General features: G+C 68.4%; 12 protein-coding genes and 1 pseudogene. 8 read left to right on the top strand and 5 right to left on the bottom strand.

Going from position 1 to position 14,758, the window contains the following annotated elements:
- The first annotated feature begins 35 nt into the window (after window positions 1-35).
- The 3 genes from B8W69_RS22135 to B8W69_RS22125 all read left to right on the top strand — a co-directional run bounded on the left by B8W69_RS22135 (window position 36) and on the right by B8W69_RS22125 (window position 5,491).
- Window positions 36-2,312: a prolyl oligopeptidase family serine peptidase gene (locus B8W69_RS22135; protein ID WP_085291928.1), complete on the top strand. Its 2,277-nt coding sequence runs from the start codon at window positions 36-38 to the stop codon at window positions 2,310-2,312.
- A gap of 89 nt (window positions 2,313-2,401) precedes the next feature.
- Window positions 2,402-5,227, top strand: coding sequence for an ADP-ribosyltransferase (locus B8W69_RS31555; RefSeq protein WP_245843333.1), 2,826 nt, complete (start codon window positions 2,402-2,404; stop codon window positions 5,225-5,227).
- 45 nt (window positions 5,228-5,272) lie between these two features.
- On the top strand, window positions 5,273-5,491 hold the full coding sequence (locus B8W69_RS22125; protein WP_085291905.1) for a hypothetical protein: 219 nt from the start codon (window positions 5,273-5,275) through the stop codon (window positions 5,489-5,491).
- Between the two features lie 88 nt (window positions 5,492-5,579).
- Here B8W69_RS22125 and B8W69_RS22120 read toward each other — a convergent pair whose 3' ends face one another.
- Window positions 5,580-5,990, bottom strand: a complete 411-nt coding sequence (locus B8W69_RS22120; RefSeq protein WP_064954310.1) for a F420-dependent biliverdin reductase — start codon at window positions 5,988-5,990, stop codon at window positions 5,580-5,582.
- Between the two features lie 35 nt (window positions 5,991-6,025).
- Here B8W69_RS22120 and B8W69_RS22115 point away from each other — a divergent pair, with 35 nt between their 5' ends.
- Genes B8W69_RS22115 through B8W69_RS22100 form a run of 4 tightly spaced genes read left to right on the top strand, consistent with a single transcriptional unit; the run spans window position 6,026 to window position 9,468 of the window.
- Complete coding sequence (locus tag B8W69_RS22115; RefSeq protein WP_085291904.1) at window positions 6,026-6,775, top strand: SDR family NAD(P)-dependent oxidoreductase; 750 nt, start codon at window positions 6,026-6,028, stop codon at window positions 6,773-6,775.
- A 46-nt stretch (window positions 6,776-6,821) separates the two neighbouring features.
- Window positions 6,822-7,988, top strand: a complete 1,167-nt coding sequence (cbiE, locus tag B8W69_RS22110) for a precorrin-6y C5,15-methyltransferase (decarboxylating) subunit CbiE (RefSeq protein ID WP_085291903.1) — start codon at window positions 6,822-6,824, stop codon at window positions 7,986-7,988.
- Window positions 7,985-8,740: a precorrin-4 C(11)-methyltransferase gene (gene cobM / locus B8W69_RS22105; protein ID WP_085291926.1), complete on the top strand. Its 756-nt coding sequence runs from the start codon at window positions 7,985-7,987 to the stop codon at window positions 8,738-8,740. Before cbiE ends, cobM begins: the two co-directional genes overlap by 4 nt.
- Complete coding sequence (locus tag B8W69_RS22100; RefSeq protein WP_085291902.1) at window positions 8,740-9,468, top strand: cobalt-precorrin-6A reductase; 729 nt, start codon at window positions 8,740-8,742, stop codon at window positions 9,466-9,468. The genes cobM and B8W69_RS22100 overlap by 1 nt, the downstream gene beginning before the upstream one ends.
- On the opposite strand, the gene sigC is transcribed toward B8W69_RS22100, so the two are convergent.
- Together sigC and B8W69_RS31545 are read right to left on the bottom strand one after the other, a co-directional pair.
- Window positions 9,457-10,011 (bottom strand): RNA polymerase sigma factor SigC, encoded by a 555-nt coding sequence (gene sigC / locus B8W69_RS31550; protein WP_245843336.1) that lies wholly within the window; start codon window positions 10,009-10,011, stop codon window positions 9,457-9,459. The two genes, B8W69_RS22100 and sigC, sit on opposite strands and share 12 nt — an antisense overlap.
- A gap of 114 nt (window positions 10,012-10,125) precedes the next feature.
- Window positions 10,126-10,818 (bottom strand): annotated as a pseudogene (locus B8W69_RS31545) (DUF2275 domain-containing protein); the annotation flags it as partial.
- A gap of 176 nt (window positions 10,819-10,994) precedes the next feature.
- Between B8W69_RS31545 and B8W69_RS22090 the strand changes: the two are divergent.
- The gene (locus tag B8W69_RS22090) at window positions 10,995-12,650 is read left to right on the top strand and encodes a PPE domain-containing protein (protein ID WP_085291901.1); all 1,656 of its coding nucleotides are present in this window, start codon (window positions 10,995-10,997) and stop codon (window positions 12,648-12,650) included.
- Here B8W69_RS22090 and B8W69_RS22085 read toward each other — a convergent pair.
- Together B8W69_RS22085 and B8W69_RS22080 are read right to left on the bottom strand one after the other, a co-directional pair.
- Window positions 12,647-14,125, bottom strand: coding sequence for a precorrin-2 C(20)-methyltransferase (locus tag B8W69_RS22085; RefSeq protein ID WP_085291900.1), 1,479 nt, complete (start codon window positions 14,123-14,125; stop codon window positions 12,647-12,649). The two genes, B8W69_RS22090 and B8W69_RS22085, sit on opposite strands and share 4 nt — an antisense overlap.
- Window positions 14,122-14,748 (bottom strand): precorrin-8X methylmutase, encoded by a 627-nt coding sequence (locus B8W69_RS22080; protein ID WP_085291899.1) that lies wholly within the window; start codon window positions 14,746-14,748, stop codon window positions 14,122-14,124. The genes B8W69_RS22085 and B8W69_RS22080 overlap by 4 nt, the downstream gene beginning before the upstream one ends.
- Between the last annotated feature and the right edge of the window lie 10 nt (window positions 14,749-14,758).

Here is a 14,758-nt window from a genome sequence, read left to right as displayed (position 1 = left end):
CCGACGCGACACCAGGCCCGCGTAGGTTGGGCGTGGTGTCACTTCTGGATCTCCCGCTGCTGCCGATTCGCATTGCCCGTCACGTCGCCGATGCGGTCTTGCACCACGCCGCACCGCCATCGGCACCGGCGCCCGCGCCGCCGGCTGAGCTCATCGTGGTCGACGGGATGCCCGAGGGTGTGCCGCCGGCCGCGCGGCGCCCCGAGCCGAAGCTTCCCACGCCCGCGGGATGGCCGTTCGGTGAGGAGTTCCCGCGCACGTGCGGCGCCGGACGAGTGGCCGGCGGTGCCCTGTTCTGGACCGACTTCCTCTACGACGACCATGGCGCGACCGGTATCCCGATTGGCGACCTGAAGATTCAGGCGCCGCCACGCGGAACCTACGTCTATCCCGACGGGCCCGCGGCCGGCAACGGTGCCGATATCTTCCGCGTCGCCATCGGGCTCACCGAGACCCACACCTGGTGGCGGATCGACTGGAACACCCTGCTGAACGCCTCAATTCCCGTCGCACTGTTCACCTTCGACACCGACCCCGCCCGAACCGCGGCCGAGGACTGGCCCGCCGGAGCCGGCGTGCGCTCGAAGGGCATCGATATGGCCCTGCTGGTCTCGGGAAGCGGCGCCGCGCTGATCGACCTGGCCACTCAGGTCAGGACGCCGGTCGAACACAGCGTCGACACGCAGTCGCGGTCGTTCGTGGTGCAGGTCCCGCGGCCGCTGGCGGAGCCCACGGGGAGCTGGACGGTCCGCCTGGTCGCGGGTTTGGCCAACGCGGCGGGGGACGGGTTCGCCGACGTGTCCGCCCTGCACGGCGCGCTGCCCGGGCAACCCAACGTCTACAACGTGGCATTCCGCACCAATGAGCAGGAGCCGCCGCACCTGAACTTCTGGTCGGATGCCGCTCAGGCCACCGCCCTGACACATGGCGACGTCTCCGAGTTCGCGCTGACGGTGCCGTGGGCCCGGCTGGCGGCCCGCGAAACCGCTCCCGAGCCGGTGATCACCGGTCCGTCGACCCGGTGGTACGTGTCGTCGGTCGAACTCGGCCAGGGCCTGGAACAAGGTTGGGCCGCCAACGACATCTTGAGCACCAAGCCGCAATTCCTCGGTCGGGTCCAGCCGTACTCGATCTGCCTGCCGTCGAGCTACGCGCCGGGCCGCGCGCTGCCGCTGACCTTGCTGCTGCACTCGCTTTCCCTCGGGCAGAGCCAGTTCGCCGCGATCGACCCGCGGCTGCTGCACGAAGTGTGCGAGGGCCGCGACTCGGTGGTGGTCACGCCGTTGGCCCGGGGGCCGTCCACCTGGTACTTCGACACCGGCGAACTCGATGTCTGGGAAGTATGGGCGCGGGTTGCCGAACAGCTGGGCACCGATCCCAATCGCACTGTGATCTCCGGCTATTCGATGGGCGGGTATGCGACCTACAAGCTGGGGCTGAGCTACCCGCAGGTGTTCTCGCAGGCGGTGGTGCTGGCGGGGCCCCCGACGTGCGGTGTGCGGTTGCTGCCTGACGCCGACATCCCCGCCGACCTCGATCTGGACACACCCTGTGCCCGTGAGGGTGACACCTGGAAGCTGCTGGGGAACGCCCGATGGCTGCCGTACGTCATCGCGCATGGGCTGCTCGACGAACTGGTGCCCTTCGCCTCGGCCGCCGAGCAGGTCCTGGAGCTGGACCGGCTGGGCTACCGGCACCGGTTCAGCGTTTACCCGCTCGAGGATCACATCGCCTGGGTGTTCCAGGACAAGTTCGAGGATCCGATCTCTCACATGGGAACCGCTGTGCGCCAAGCGGATCCGGGACACATCACATTCGCCTGGTATCCGCAGCTGGTGCGCGCCGATCTGGGTATCGGGCCGCACCAGGTGTGGTGGTTGTCGGAGCTTGCCGCCGATCCCCAGGTGACCGCGCGGCGCGGGGCCGTCGCCGAAGTTGACGCGCGCTCATACGCGCGGCCGGATCCCGCGCACACCATTCGGCACCATCGCGGCGTCATTCCAGGTTTTGAGCCGACGCCCGGGCTGTACAGCGAGCTGGACTGGCAGGTCGGACGTCCCGTCGGCCCGCTGCCGTATCTGACGTTGGGCCTCAAGGGGGTTGCCGGTCTGAGGGTTGACATCGCGCGCGCCGGGCTGGCCGCGTTGCCGAAGTCGACCATTACGGTGTCCACCGATGTCGGCGCCCGGATCACGCTCGGTGGCTTGCCTGCGGCGGTTGATGTGCAGCTCGATGGGGAACCGGCCGGGCCGACCATCACGGTGTCACCCGGGCGACACCAGATCACGCTGACGGCGACTGTTGACGAATGAGTTGTCGTGCTAGGTGATCGTGGCTAGCTTGGCGGAGCGATCATTGGGTGAATAGCGGCGACGGGCGGACCTGAGCGAAAATTCCGCGCGTGGCTCCCTTGGCTGTCGATCCGGAGGCGATGTTTGTCGCCGGCACCGGTGTGAGCGTCATTGGCGACGGCATTGCCACAGCCCTGGGCCCACTGTCGGCTGGATTCGGGATCAACAGCGGCCAGGATTCGGCTGGAATGGTATTCGCGCTGAACTATCAGGACGCGGCTCGGTCATTGTTGACCGGGGTAGCTGCCGGGATCAATGCGTGTCGGAAACTCGGGGCCAAGATTCAGCTTTGCGCGTCGAACTACTCACGGGCAGAGGCAGCCTCGAAAGTAGGTGGCGGCGGGCATGTACTGCCATCACCGGCGCCACCCGCGAAAGTCGCACCTCCCAATGCGCCGGGCGTCATGGGTGCGGGCGTCGCCCGACCATTGCTGTGGGGAGTGGTGGAATCGCTGCTGGATGATGTGTGGCCGAATGGCAATGCGGTGGGAATGCACGCGGCCGCGGGTTGTTGGCGCGGCCTCGGCGGGTCGCTTAGCGGGGTGCAGGCCGCGCTCAACGGCCCGAAGTCGGTGATCGCCGGGCAGCAGGTACCGGAAGGCGAGTTGGTCCAGCACGATCTGGCGTTGCTCGCCGCCACCATCGGCAAGTTGGGTGCGCAATGCGACAAGCTGGCCGATACCTTGGACAAGTTCGCGGACGAGGTGGACGACGCCCAAAACACGATTCGGGATCTATTAAATCGGTTGGGGTCCCTGACCGATCTGGTCCACGACGCCATATTGATCTTCGAAGGCGATGCGCTCGATGAGCTCGAAAAGATCGCCAAAGACATCAACGGTGTGCTGCACAACATGAAGCGTGAAGCTCATTCACGCGAACAAGTCCTGAAAACCGGAATGCAGATCATTGATCGCCTGGTGGTTCAGGGGAAGAACTTGATGGAAGGCCAGTTGATCGAATTCTTCGGCGAGGACGTCGGGAGTGTTGCAGCGAGCTCCTTCGATCTTGTGGCCGATTTCGGAGAAGGCGTCTTCAAGAGCGCGGTCGGAGTGGTGGAACTCGAAGACCAACTTGATCCGAGTCAATTCGTCTTCGATCCCACCGGCGCCGCAGCCAGTTGGGCCGCACTGGATAAGACTGCGGTTCAGTCCATTCCGGCGTATGCGCTGCTCGACCCAGTCGGCGCGGCGAAAACCGACCTCGGCCTCGCAAAAGGCCTTACCCACTGGGATGATTTGACCTCAGACCGGCCCGCGGTAGCACTCGGTGAAATCGGCTTCGATCTTGCAACCATGGCCGGCGGCGGTGGCGCAGCGAAGTCGGGCGTGAAAGCGGCGGAGGCGGCAGGGGGCGCCGAGGCGACGGGGGAACTCGCGGAGGGCGAAGAGGCACTCCAGGGTGTTAAAGGAGCGGCCGCCGAGGCGGAAGGCGCCGGTGGTGCGTTGCCAGGCATCGCCAAAACCGGCAGCGATTTAACCAAAAGCCTTGAAAATCTCGTTGGAGACCTGCCGAAAGGCGATGCGCCGCCGAGTGGCAGCCCCGTGAGCTTGCCGCCAGGAAAGTTGCCGGACGCACCGGTTGAACCGGCGCCCCGTCCGGCCGATGGCGCTCCTGGCGCGCCCCACGCGCCGACGACGGCGCCGGGGCCTCCTGATGCTCCAAAACCTGGCGCGGCGGGCGGTCCGCACGAACCGGCGCCCGCGCCGCCGTCAGCACCGACAGTTCCTGGCGGCACGCATGATCCGGCGCCGACGCCGGCGGGCGGCCCGGCCGCTGCCCCGCATGGGCCGGCGTCAGTGCCTGCAGAGGTTCCGCGTGAGCCGGTGTCGGTGCCGGCAGGGGGCCCGCACGAACCAGCATCGGTACCGGCGCAGGTTCCGCATGAGCCAATGTCGCCGGGCAGTCCGCATGAGCCCACGCCAGAAAGCGAAGCGCGAGAGCCAGGGCAGGTGCCGAGCAACCGTCCAAATGAGCCACCCGGAGTGCCCGCCGGTGCACCTCTTACGCCCTTAGCCGCCACGGCAGGAGAAAGAGCGCCGTCCGCGATTCCCAATGCGGCCGAATACGTGCCTGATCGTGCCACAACACCGCATAGCGGACTATCCGTCGAGTCGGCACCCGCCGCTCCGCGCTCGTTGCAACCTGGTGCGTCGGCCAAACCGGGGCCCCACGCGCCGCCGCTGAGCGGTCGCCCGACCGAAGTGCCGGCGCCCACTGGCAACCCGCATCTGCCAGGTGACGGCGGCCATCCTGGCGGCTGGCCGAAGCCACAGCTCAATGGCTCCCCAAAGCCCCAAGAAGGCGGTCCGCCCCAATCGAAAGTGCCGCCCGACGACGACGTGCCTGCCAATCCCGGTGATAAAGGACCAGGACATGATCAACTTGCCGACCACGACTATCCAAGCCCTGCAGACGACTTCACGCCGGATGACCTCTCGGCAATGGACGATTACACTGGGCTCGGATATCGAGATCTAAACGACGCGTTAAGGGGCAATGCCGTGGAGGCGTCTCAACTTGCTCGTATCGAAGCCATTAAAAGTGCGCTACAAAAGCTTCCACCGTATCGTGGCCCCGTCGTTCGCGGTACAGACCTTCCGACTGAAGTGCTCTCACAATATCAACCGGGTGAAGTTATCACAGAGAAGGCATTCTTAAGTACTTCAACGAATCCGGCCGTTGCGCGATCCACGGCGTTTAGCGGAAACGTAGAGTTTAGGATCTTTTCCAATACAGGGCGGGACATCTCATCCGTGTCATTGTTCCCCGGCGAGTGCGAGATATTGTTCCCTCCCGGTACGCGCTTCTATGTTGCGGGTAAGACAATAGATCCGCTAACAGGTAAAACGATTATTGAGATGATCGAACGCTAGATCAGAAGTGACGCTTGGTAGTGCCACGAGTTAGGAGAACCCATAGTGAGTAGGGAGATCGCCGGAAAGATTTTCTCGACGCCGGAAGAGGCCGGCGTAACTGTGCCGACAGAAGAAGAGTTGGCGGTCGCGCGGAAAATGTTTGATGAGTTCCAGGCGAAAGTTGACGCCGTGGCTCCGGAAGACCGAGTGACGGACGTGTCACCGAAGTTCTGGGATGACACGTCGGGTACTGAGTATGACCCTCGCAAGAAACAGAGCTAGGGACGCAAAAGCGGCGTTCGAATCGTGAAGGCGTGTGAGCGAGCCCGTTGTCTGTTCGCGAGTGATCGAGCGAGCTAACCCGGCTTAACTACTCGCCCCGGTCCAGAAGATCCGACGACCCCAGCACCCGCTCGATCTGAACCTCGATGACCACGCGTCGCGGGTTGGGTCGCGGCGTGCGATAGCGCTGGGCGTATCGCAGCTCGGCATCCCGCACCGCGTCGACGTCGTTGTTGACCTTGGACCGGCCCTCCAGCGACAGCCACCGCGCGCCGTCGACCTGGCTGAGCACAGCCAGCCCGCCGCGATCGGCGTTGACGGCCTTCTGCGAACCCCCCGTGGTGATGACCCGCGCGATGTGCGTCTTGGGGTCGAAGGTGAAACCGACCGCCACCACGTGCGGTGAATTGTCGGCTCGCAGCGTGGTCAGCATGGCCAGATGGCGTTCCGACAGAAACGCCAACGCGTCGTCGGTGAGCCGGGTAGTGGTATTCGCCATCACCGCTCACGCTAGCGCAGGTGATAATCGCAGCCGTGGACGACACGGGCGCGGGTCCAGTACTAATCCTGGGCGGCCGCAGCGAGATCGGGATCGAGCTGGCGCGACTCCTCGCGCCCGGCGCGACGGTCGTGCTGGCCGCCCGCAAGGCCGATCAGCTAGCTGAGCAGGTCAACGCTCTCAAAGCCGCGGGCGCCGCGGCGGTGCACACCAGGGAATTCGACGCCGACGACCTGGCCTCGCACGGCCCGCTGGTCGCCTCGATCGTCGCCGACCACGGTCCCATCGGCACCGCGGTGCTGGCCTTCGGCATCCTGGGCGACCAGGCCCGCGCCGAAACCGACGCCGCGCACGCGGTCGCCGTTGTCCACACCGACTACCTCGCCCAGGTCAGCCTGCTCACCCACCTGGCCACGGCCATGCGCAAAGCCGACACGGGCCGCCTGGTGGTGTTCTCCTCGATCGCCGGCGCGCGCGTGCGTCGCGCCAACTACGTCTACGGCTCGGCCAAGGCCGGCCTGGACGGCTTCGCCAGCGGTTTGGCCGACGCGCTGCACGGCACCGGGGTCCGGCTGCTGATCGCCCGGCCGGGATTCGTCGTCGGCCGTATGACGGAAGGCATGTCGCCGGCACCGCTGCCCAGCACGCCCGTGCAGGTGGCCGCCGCGACCGCGCGTGCGCTCGCGAAGGGCCGCCGCACCGTATGGATCCCGTGGGCGCTGGGCCCCGCGGCGACGGTGATGCGGCTGCTGCCGCAGTTCGTCTGGCGCAGGATGCCACGATGATCCGCGCCGCTGACGATGCAGAGCGACGCGATGAGGAGCGGCGCCCATGATCATCGTGGTCGGTATCGGCGCCGACGGCATGGCCGGACTCGGCGAGGCGTCGCGCGCGGAACTACGCAGGGCTGCAATCATTTACGGCTCCAAGCGGCAGCTCGACCTGCTCGACGACACGGTGCGCGCACCCCGGCGGCAGTGGCCGTCGCCGATGTTGCCCGCGCTGCAAACATTGCTCGACGAATACACCGGTGACGTGCACGTGGTGGCCAGCGGCGATCCGCTGCTGCACGGCATCGGGGGCACCCTGATCCGCCTGCACGGCCGCGACAACGTCAGGGTTCTGCCGCACGTGTCGTCGGTGACGCTGGCGTGCGCGCGGATGGGCTGGAACGTCCACGACACCGAGGTGATCAGCCTGGTCACCGCGCCTCCGCACACCGCGGTGCGGCGCGGCGGTCAGGCGATCGTGCTGACGCAAGGCAACTCCACACCAACGAGGCTGGCCGCGCTGCTCACCGCGCACGGCCGCGGCGATTCGGAGTTCACCGTCCTCGAACGACTCGGCGCCCCGGACGAGCACCGCCGCGACGGCACCGCCCGCGACTGGGCCGACGATCGAGACCTGGACGACCTCAACGTCATTGCCGTGCGGTACCTGCCCGACGTACGCGTTTCACCGCTGCCCGACGACGCCTTCACCCACGACGGGCAGATCACCAAACACGGCATCCGCGCGGTGACGCTGGCCGCCCTGGCGCCCCGCCCGGGGGAGCGATTGTGGGACGTCGGCGCGGGCTCCGGCAGCATCAGTGTGGAGTGGTGCCTGAGCGGAAGAGGTTGCAGCGCAGTGGTATTCGAAAGTGATGAAGAACGCCGGCGCAACCTGGAAGTCAATGCCGCGGCCTTCGGGGTCAGCATCGATGTGCGTGGCGAGGCCCCCGGCGCGTTCGACGGCGCCGAGCCGCCGTCGGCGATCTTCATCGGCGGCGGACTGACCCAACCCGGCCTGTTCGACACCTGCTGGGCCAATCTGCCCGCCGGCGGGCGACTCGTCGCCAACGTGGTCACCACCGAGTCCGAAGCCGTTCTGACCCAAGCGCATCAGCGCCTGGGTGGTTTGCTGCGACGCTTCCAGCATTATCACGGCGAGCCGCTGGGCGCCTTCACCGGCTGGCGCCCGCAGTATCCCGTCACCCAGTGGACGGTGACCAAGTGACGGTGTATTTCATCGGCGCGGGCCCGGGAGCGGCCGACCTCATCACGGTGCGAGGCCAGCGGCTCCTGCAAACCTGCCGGGTGTGCCTGTACGCCGGCTCGATCATGCCCGACGACCTGCTGGCGTTGTGCCCGCCGGACGCGAAAGTGGTTGACACCGGCCCGCTGACGTTGGAGCAGATCATCGCGGAGCTGAGCGAGGCGCACGCCGCCGGCCTGGACGTGGCGCGGCTGCATTCGGGTGATCCGTCGCTCTACAGCGCGCTGGCCGAGCAATGTCGGCGGCTCGACTCCCTCGGCATCGACTACGAAATCGTGCCCGGCGTACCGGCTTTCGCCGCCGCGGCGGCCGTGCTCAAGCGCGAGCTCACCGTTCCCGGGGTGGCGCAGACCGTGACGCTGAGCCGGGTGGCGACCCTGTCGACGGCGATGCCTCCCGGCGAAGACCTGAAGGCCCTGGCCCAATCCGGCGGGACCCTGGTCCTGCATCTGGCCGCCGCCCAGATCGACGCCATCGTCCCGCAGCTTCTCGAAGGCGGCTATCAACCCGAAACACCGGCAGCCGTCGTGGCTTTCGCGAGCTGGCCGCAAGAGGTGGTGCTGCGCGGCACCCTCGCGGACATCGCCGGGCAGATGCACCGGGCCAACATCACCAAGACCGCCGTCATCGTCGTCGGCGACGCGCTGAGCGCCGGCGGATTCACCGACAGCTACCTGTATTCGACCGGGCGCGCCCGGGGGAGCAGGCATTGATGCGCGTCCTGCTCCTCGGCGGCACCGGCGAGGCCCGCGCCCTGGCGAAAGCCCTGCACCCGCGCGTCGACATCGTCAGCTCCCTGGCCGGGCGCGTTCCGGATCCGGCACTGCCGGTCGGCCCGGTGCGCATCGGCGGCTTCGGTGGCGTCGACGGATTACGACGATGGCTGCAAGACGAACGTATCGACGCGGTCGTGGACGCCACCCACCCGTTCGCGGCGACCATGACGGCGCACGCCGCCGACGCGTGTACGGACTTGCGGATCCCTCACCTGATCCTGGCCCGCCCGGCGTGGGATCCGGGCACCGCCATCGTTGTCGGCTCGGACGCTGGCGCCGCTGAAACCGTTGCCCAGCAAGGCTATTCGCGGGTGTTTCTCACCACTGGGCGTTCGGGCGTGCGGGCCTTCGCCGGCAGCGACGCGTGGTTTCTGATCCGCACGGTCACCGACCCCGACGCGTCCGCCCTGCCGCGTCATCACCGGGTGCTGCTGTCCCGGGGGCCATACGGCTACGACGACGAGTTCGCGCTGTTGCGCGACCACCGCATCGACGCCCTGGTCACCAAGAACAGCGGCGGGGACATGACCCGCGCGAAGCTGGATGCCGCGGCGGCGCTGGACGTTCCAGTGGTGATGGTGGCGCGGCCGTCGCTACCCGCCGGGGCGTTGACCGTCGGCACGGTGGCCGAGGCCGCCGAATGGGTCGGCGCGCTAGCCGGTTAGGTGGCTGCGCTCGCCATCGGCCAGCAGCGCGTCGCGGGCGCGTGCGACGCGCGAGCGGATTGTGCCCACCGGGCAGCCGCAGACTGCGGCGGCGTCCGCGTAGGGCAGGCCGAGCAGCTGGGTGAGCAAAAGCGCTTCGCGCTGTTCGGCATTGAGGTTGGCGATCATCGTCGTCACCTCGACCAGGTCCTCGAAGCCGCGGGCGTGCCGGTCCCCACGCGCTACGTGTTCGGGATCGGCGCCCAAGGCGGCGCGGGGCCGTGATTGCAGGTGCCGGATGTGGTCGGCCACGACGCGGCGCGCGATCGACAGCAGCCAGGTCCGCGCGCTCGAGCGCGCGGAGAACCGCTCGATGGCGCCGATGGCGCGCAGGAAGGTCTCTTGGGTTAGATCGTCGGCGTTGCCCGTATCCGACAGGTAGGCGACGAACCGCCACACGTCTTGCTGGGTGGCCTTGATGAACGACTCGAGCGCTCGCGAGTTTCCGCGTGCAGCTGACAACGCGAGCTCGGTTACGGCCTCGTCGTCGCTCGGCGCGATCATGCCCAACCACCTTTGTTGTGCGGGTTTTCCGATTCTACGACAGCTCGTCGTAGAGGACGCAGTGGGGTCGATGACCGCGCGATTGATGGGCCGCAGGTGTCCGCGCCGCCGGCCACTGGGTGAGTTCGCCGCCCAAGCGGGGAAGCCGGCGTCGTCCGAGGCACCGGAACCACGCCGTCGGCGCGAGCCCACCCGTTCCCGCGTCACCAGCAATGCGAACGCCAGGCCCAACAACAGGGGCATGTGGCTGGCGATGCGGGTCGCGGTGACGTCGCCGTTGAAGGCGTCGACGATGACATAACCCATTAGCGCAACGGAATAGACACCGGTGATCGCGGCCACCCCGGAAGCGGAGGCGGGCCAGACGCCGGCGGCGATCATGGCCAGACCCAGCGCCAGCAACCAGGCCGTCGACTCGTGCATCAGGTGCTCGCCGGACATCGCGCCGTGCATGTGACCGGACACCATGCCGAAATCGACTCCGCTGATTTGGGCGGCGGCGATCGCCACCTGGAACAGGCCGACGGCGATCAGGCCCCACCGCCGGTAGTGCGACCGCAACCAGCGCATCCGGGCCCGGTGGCCGGTGGGCTGCTCGCCGATGCTGGCCATGATCTTCTCGACCAGATCGGGTCCGTCGCCGGGAGTCACCGAGGCCAGCCGGCGCGTCTGCACCGCCGCCCCGATCAGCCAGGAGCGGCAGCTGCGGCAGGATTCGAGATGGGCGTCGACTTGCTGCGCGAGCACCTGGGGGCGCTCGCCGTCCAGTCGAGCCGACAGCGCTTCGCGCGCAATCTCACACCGCATCCCTGCATCGTTGCGCATGGCCCGGCCGCGCGCAAAGACTCGCGCAATTTAGCTCCAGAACGAAATCGCCGGGAACTTATTCGCGCGGACAACCGACCTCTGGTCGAACGCATCGCCCCGCCCCTCCCAAGATTCACCGAAGAGGTATTCGTGCTCTTGCCTGAAGGCCCCCGACGATGACCGCCCCGATCTGGATCGCTTTTCCGCCCGAAGTGCACTCGACGTTGCTCAGCAGCGGCCCCGGCCCCGCGCCGCTATTGGCCGCCGCGACGGCATGGTCGTCGCTGAGCACCGACTATGCGACCGCGGCAGCCGAGCTCAGCGGAGTGTTGGGCGCCGCGCAGGCGGGTTCGTGGGACGGACCCAGCGCGGACCAGTACGTGGCCGCACACGCCCCTTACCAGGCCTGGCTGCTGGAGAGCGCGGCCAAGAGCACGGCGGCGGCGAGCCTGCACGAGACCGCGGCCACCGCCTACACCGCGGCCCTGGCCGCGATGCCGACGCTCGGTGAACTCGCGGCCAATCACGCGGTGCACGGGGCGCTGGTCGCCACGAACTTCTTCGGGATCAACACCATTCCCATCGCCGTCAACGAGGCCGATTACGCGCGCATGTGGGTGCAGGCCGCCACGACGATGACCACCTACCAGGCCGTCAGCGCATCCGCCCTGGCGGCGGTCCCGGCAACGACGCCCGCGCCGACGATCGTCGTGCCGGGTGCGGAGGCGGGCACCGCTGGCGTCGCGGCGGTACAGGCGGCGGCGGTGGCGCCGGCGTCGGATTCCGCCTCCAACCTGGACAACGCGCATACCTCGAGTGTCCAGCAGCAGGCCACGACGGCGACGCAGACCTATCCGTCCTGGCAGGACCAGCTCACTCAGTGGCTGCAGCAGTACACCCAGAATTTCGCCTGGCCGGTGTCCAAGGACCTCAACCCCGGTGGGTGGCCCTTCCCGCCGGTGCCGTTCGTCAATGGGCTCGCCTCGTTCTTCAGCCAGTTGGGCTTCTCACCGGCCCTGTCGAGCGCGCTCGGCTGGGCCATCTTCCACACCCTGATGATCTTCTGGCCCTTCATGCAGGCCGCGATCCAGATGGCGGTAGTGCTCGCTCCGGTTGTCGTGGCCGCGATCGGCGCTGCCGCGGCGGGCGGGGCGGCGGCCGCGGTCACAGCGATCAGCGTCGCGGTCCCGCTTTCGACGCCGGCGCCGTTGCCGGCCGTCGCGGCGGCGCCCGCGCCGGTGGCCGCTCCGGCGCCGATTATCGCCAGCACACCAGCCAGTGTGAGCCACGTGCCGACACCGTCCACCGCCCCCGCGACGACGGTCGCCGGCTCGGCCGGCGGCGGACCGGTCGGTGGGGGACCGGGCGTCGGTTTCGGCCCGACCGCGACCGACGGAATCGGAGCGAACGTGTCCAATGCCCTGTATGCGGTTGGGCTTTCGGGACTGTCGGCGCGCGGCAGCGCGAGCAGCCGGTCACGGCGCAAGTCGGAGGAACCCTCGTCCGACGACGTCGACGCGCCCGAGACCGCCGCCGCGGCCGCGGCGGCCAAGAAGAAGGCCCGGGCCCGCCGGCGCCGCGGCGGCACCGCCACCGAGCGCGCGTACCGCTACGAATTCATGGACATGGACGAGGGTGCGGATGCAACCGGAGACACCGAAGATCCTTACGCCGCAAGCCCTTCCGAGGGCAAAGCGGGACCGCTCGGATTCGCCGGTGCCGCAGCAAAATCCGACGCCGCGCAGGCCGCCGGGTTGTCGACGTTGACCCGTGACGGGTTGAGCGACGGCCCCACCGTGCCGATGATGCCGAGCACCTGGGACCGCGACTAGCCCTGGTAGCGTCGCGGCGTGAAGACGCGGTCGGTGGAATCGTGTGAGTACCACTGGGTTTGCGACGACCCGACGATCAGCAGGCACCGCATGTCGATCTCGCCGGGATTGAGATCGGCCAGCCTGACAACACGGACGTCTTCGTCGGCGCCGGAGACGTTGCGGCCGATCACCACCGGGGTGCCGGGTTCGCGATGGGCCAGCAGGATGTCGCGCATCGCGCCGACCTGCCAGGTCCGCGTCGTGGAGGCCGGGTTGTAGATGGCCAGCACCAGGTCGGCGGACGCGGCGGCCTGCAGCCGCCTGGAGATCACCTCCCACGGCTTAAGGCGGTCGGACAGCGAGATCACCGCATAGTCGTGCCCCAGCGGCGCGCCGACCCGGCTGGCCACCGCCTGGGCGGCGGTCATCGCCGGAATCACCCGGACCTGCACTCCCGGCCATTCTTTGGCCTCTTCCAGCACCGCGGTCGCCATCGCGAACACACCCGGGTCACCCGAGGACACCACCGCCACGGCGCGGCCCTGCTCGGCCAGCGCGCAGGCCAGCCGGGCCCGCTCGGGCTCGTCGCGGTTGTCGCTGGGGTGACGCTGCTGGCCGTCGCGAGCCTGGACGCGGTCCAGGTAGCCGCCGTAGCCGATCAGGTCGGTCGCCGCGGCCAGCTCGCGCCGGGTCTGCGGCGTCATCCAGTCCATGTCGCCGGGACCCAGGCCCACCACCGTGACGCTGCCGGCGGTGGGCGTGCGCCGGCCGCGCTGCCCGCCCGGCAGGATGGCCAGCGAGAAGTACGGGACGCCGGCCGCGTCGACGTCGGCGGCGGGCAGTATGCGTTGCGTGGGGGTGCTGGCCCGCTCCACGTAGAACGCGTCGTCAAGCTGTCCTGATGCCGAAAGCGCTTCCCGCACAGCGTGATACGAACGTCCGAGTTTGAGCACGACGGCGGCGTCGGCGTCGACGAGCCGGCGGGTCAGCTCTTCGACCGGCAAGGTGCCTGGCAGCACCGACAACACCTCGTCGCCGGCCACCAACGGTGTCGCGATGGCCGCCGAGGCCGCGCTCACCGACGTCACGCCGGGCACGATGACGGCGTCGAACCGCTCGGTCAGCCGGGTGTGCAGGTGCATGTACGAGCTGTAGAACAGCGGATCGCCTTCGGCGAGCAGGGCCACATTGCGACCGGCGTCGAGGTGCGCCGCGATGCGCTCGGTGGCCTCGACGTAGAAGTCCTCGATCGCACCGGCATAGCCGCCGGGATGGTCGGTCGTCTCGGTGGTGACGGGGTAGACCAGGTGCTCTTCGATCTGACCGGGCCGCAGATAGGGTTCGGCGATACCGCGCGCGATGCTGCGGCCGTGCCGGGCGCTGTGATAGGCGACCACGTCGGCCTCGCCGATCACCCGGGCGGCTTTGACGGTCACCAATTCCGGGTCACCGGGCCCCAAACCGACGCCCCACAGGATGCCCCGGTTGGTCATTCGCGGTCGCTCGCGATCGCGTTGACGGCGGCGGCGGCCATGGCACTGCCGCCACGACGGCCCCGCACCACCAGATACGACGTTCCGCGCGGGTTGTCGATGAGCTCCTGTTTGGACTGCGCCGACCCGACGAAACCCACCGGCCCGCCCAGTACCCCGGCCGGCGGGGCGAGCCCGTCGTCGATCAGTTCGAGCAGCCGGAACAGTGCGGTCGGGGCGTTGCCGATCGCCAGCACCGCGCCGGGCACCCGGTCCGCCCACAGCTCGACTCCGGCCGCCGAGCGTGTGGTCTGCCGGCGTGCGGCCAGCTCGGTCGCCCGCGGATCGGCCACCAGGGACACCACCTGGTTGTCGGCCGGCAGCCGTGCGGCGGTGATCCCGGTGGCCACCATCGACGAATCGCACAGCACGGGAGCGCCGCCGCGCAGGGCCGAGCCGACGCGGTCGACGACGTCGTCGGTGAAGGCGACGTGCTCGGCGACGTCGACCTGGCCGCAGGTGTGGATCAACCGGACCACCACCTGCGCCACGTCGGCGGGGAATCGCGCCAGGTCGGCTTCGGCGCGAATAGTCGCGAACGACTGGCGATAGATCTCCGCCGCGTCGCGGATGTAGTCGAGCACCCGCCCACCT

The organism is Mycolicibacterium vulneris, assembly GCF_002104765.1.
Lineage (GTDB): Bacteria > Actinomycetota > Actinomycetes > Mycobacteriales > Mycobacteriaceae > Mycobacterium > Mycobacterium vulneris.
This window is presented reverse-complemented; position numbering and strand designations above follow the sequence as displayed.

What these genes read in the sequence shown, in the direction of transcription:
- B8W69_RS22085 (WP_085291900.1), bottom strand. Translation starts at nt 14,125, where the DNA reads ATGACCAACCGGGGCATCCTGTGGGGCGTCGGTTTGGGGCCCGGTGAC.
- cbiE (WP_085291903.1), top strand. Translation starts at nt 6,822, where the DNA reads ATGATCATCGTGGTCGGTATCGGCGCCGACGGCATGGCCGGACTCGGC.
- sigC (WP_245843336.1), bottom strand. Translation starts at nt 10,011, where the DNA reads ATGATCGCGCCGAGCGACGACGAGGCCGTAACCGAGCTCGCGTTGTCA.
- B8W69_RS22090 (WP_085291901.1), top strand. Translation starts at nt 10,995, where the DNA reads ATGACCGCCCCGATCTGGATCGCTTTTCCGCCCGAAGTGCACTCGACG.
- B8W69_RS22100 (WP_085291902.1), top strand. Translation starts at nt 8,740, where the DNA reads ATGCGCGTCCTGCTCCTCGGCGGCACCGGCGAGGCCCGCGCCCTGGCG.
- B8W69_RS22120 (WP_064954310.1), bottom strand. Translation starts at nt 5,990, where the DNA reads ATGGCGAATACCACTACCCGGCTCACCGACGACGCGTTGGCGTTTCTG.